Source organism: Neisseria sp. P0021.S006 (assembly GCF_051956895.1).
This window is the reverse complement of record NZ_JBQCWZ010000154.1, coordinates 1-2,228: the sequence shown is the minus strand read 5'-3', so window position 1 is coordinate 2,228 and position 2,228 is coordinate 1. Positions and strand designations below refer to the sequence as shown.

The 2,228-nt window shown below is 52.1% G+C and carries 3 protein-coding genes; 1 reads left to right on the top strand and 2 read right to left on the bottom strand.

The genetic code is table 11. The annotated features are described in order from the left end of the window. Positions 1–44: 44 nt before the first annotated feature. Positions 45–1,217, bottom strand: a complete 1,173-nt coding sequence (locus tag ACTHUM_RS11835; RefSeq protein ID WP_440402953.1) for a sugar transporter — start codon at positions 1,215–1,217, stop codon at positions 45–47. A 146-nt stretch (positions 1,218–1,363) separates the two neighbouring features. Here ACTHUM_RS11835 and ACTHUM_RS11830 point away from each other — a divergent pair, with 146 nt between their 5' ends. After that, the gene (locus ACTHUM_RS11830; RefSeq protein WP_314597078.1) at positions 1,364–1,573 is read left to right on the top strand and encodes a heavy-metal-associated domain-containing protein; all 210 of its coding nucleotides are present in this window, start codon (positions 1,364–1,366) and stop codon (positions 1,571–1,573) included. Between the two features lie 250 nt (positions 1,574–1,823). Here the strand turns inward: ACTHUM_RS11830 and cueR are convergent, their stop codons facing one another. Continuing rightward, positions 1,824–2,216, bottom strand: coding sequence for a Cu(I)-responsive transcriptional regulator (gene cueR / locus ACTHUM_RS11825; protein ID WP_314459083.1), 393 nt, complete (start codon positions 2,214–2,216; stop codon positions 1,824–1,826). Positions 2,217–2,228: the final 12 nt, after the last annotated feature.

Sequence of the window (2,228 nt, the reverse complement as noted above, 5' to 3'; positions counted from 1 at the left end):
GCAGGAAGGCTGTTTGTCCGTTCGATTAGGAAAGTGATTGGATTTTAAACGTTTTGCGTCAGATTGTCTTGTTCCTTAAACAACAAGCCGCAAACGGCCAAACCTGCCGCCGCCAGCAAGGCTCCGGCAATGCCGATATTGGAAAGGCCGAACCAGACGGTTACATAATGTCCCAAAAGCGCACCGCCGCCGATGCCGACATTGTACAAACCTGAATAAATCGAGTTGGCCACATCTGTTGCATCCGAGGCAAATGCCAAGACCTTCGATACCATGCCCAAGCTGACGATGACGATGGCCACGCCCCAAATAAATACCAGCGCGTACACCGCATAAGGGAAAGAGGCAAACGGCAGAAGCAGCAGGGCAGAGAGCAGGATGACCGCCACCGCGCCAAGCATAAACAGGCGTTGCGATTTGGCAAACCATTTGCCAAACAAATAAGAAGCGGCAAAGCCTGCCAAACCGTACAGGCTCAAAACGATGGTAACTTGTTCTGCCTTAAATCCGCCAACTTGCAACACAAAAGGCTCGATATAGCTGTATGCCGTGAAGTGTGCCGTAATAATCAACACCGTCATGGCATAAAGCAACATCAGGTTGCGGCGTTTGAACAAACTCGGCAGGCTGCTTAAAGAGCCGGTATTTTGGCTGGGTAAAGCAGGCAGGTTTTTGGCCAACACCAGCATTACGCCGGCAGCACAGCCCCCGATCAGCAGGAAGCTGAGCTGCCAGCCGAAGTATTGCCCGACCACGCGCCCCAGCGGAATGCCCAAAACCATCGCTAAAACCGTACCCGTACTGAGCAAGCCCAAAGCCTGATTGGTTTTGCCGGCGGGGGCAAGCCGTACCGCCAAAGAAGCCGTAATTGACCAAAAGACCGCGTGTGTCAGCGCAATTCCGATACGGCTGACCAAAAGGATGTTGAAGTTCCAAGAAAAGAACGACAGCGCGTGAAACAGCGCAAACAGTGCAAACAGCATCAGCAATAATTTGCGCCGTTCGATGTTTTTCGTCATCAGCATCAGCGGCAGCGATAGGAGCGCAACAATCCACGCATATACCGTAATCATCATGCCCACTTCCGTTGCCGGTTTGTCAAAGCTCTGACCGATGTCGCTCAAAAGCGCAATCGGAATGTATTCGGTGGTATTGAAAATAAACGCCCCCACCGCCAGCGCGCATACGCTAACCCATTGTTTGAATGTTGAAGTCATTATTATGTCCGTTTGATGAAGCAAAGGGCGTTATTGTACGCCTATCTGCATTTTTTCAGACGGCCTTTAATGAAGAATTTGCAAGCTGTTTGTGTAAGGAGTAAAGTATTTGGCAACCATATTTGTTTGAATGAAAGGAAATACAAATGCAAACTGTTACCCTCAATATCGACGGCATGACCTGCGGCGGCTGCGTGAAAAGCGTAACCCATCTTTTGGAAGGCGTAGAAGGCGTGGAAAAAGCAGAAGTCAGCTTGGAAAACAAAAATGCAGTGATTACTTTCGATGAAAGCAAAACAGATGCCGACGCGCTGATTGATGCCGTAGAAGACGGTGGCTACGATGTGGCTTTGTAACCGATAAGCGTATTTTTGAATATAAGGCCGTCTGAAACGTTTCAGACGGCCTTTGTCTCTTGATCACTTACTTTTTGCCATTATTTGGATTACACCGCCACACGGGTAAACAAAAGTTTTCGCGCATATCTGAAGCAAAGCGGCGGCAAGTGGCTGCCGTATTACGACGAGGCCTGTACCAAACCGTTAACGGCCGACTAAGGCTACCTGAAACTTTTCAGGTAGCCTGTTTCTATTCTGCCCAAGCCGCCTAACGCTCCTCCAGCCCGGCCAAAATCGCACAATCCGGGCAGTCGTCTCCCGCGCAGGCATCGTGCCAACGTTGTAGCTCGGCCACCATGCCCTGCAAGCGTTCGATTTTGGCTTCCAGCTCGGCGATGTGCCGCGCGGTGAGCGTTTTCACTTCGCGGCTGGTGCGCTGCGGGTTGTGTTGCAGGCTCAAAAGCTGCCCGATCTGCGGCAGCGAAAAGCCCACTTCCCGCGCATGGCGGATAAAGCGCAGCCGGACAAGGTCGGCCTGTCCGTAGTGGCGGTAGCCCGCTTCGCTGCGCGCGGCCGGGGCGATTAGGCCGTGCTTTTCGTAGTCGCGGATTTGTTTGGCGGAAAGGCCGCTCTCGGCCGCGGCCTGGCTGATGTTCATCATGATGCTTGACCT

Coding starts and splice junctions, on each gene's coding strand:
- ACTHUM_RS11835 (WP_440402953.1), bottom strand. CDS start 1,217: ATGACTTCAACATTCAAACAATGGGTTAGCGTATGCGCGCTGGCGGTG.
- ACTHUM_RS11830 (WP_314597078.1), top strand. CDS start 1,364: ATGCAAACTGTTACCCTCAATATCGACGGCATGACCTGCGGCGGCTGC.
- cueR (WP_314459083.1), bottom strand. CDS start 2,216: ATGATGAACATCAGCCAGGCCGCGGCCGAGAGCGGCCTTTCCGCCAAA.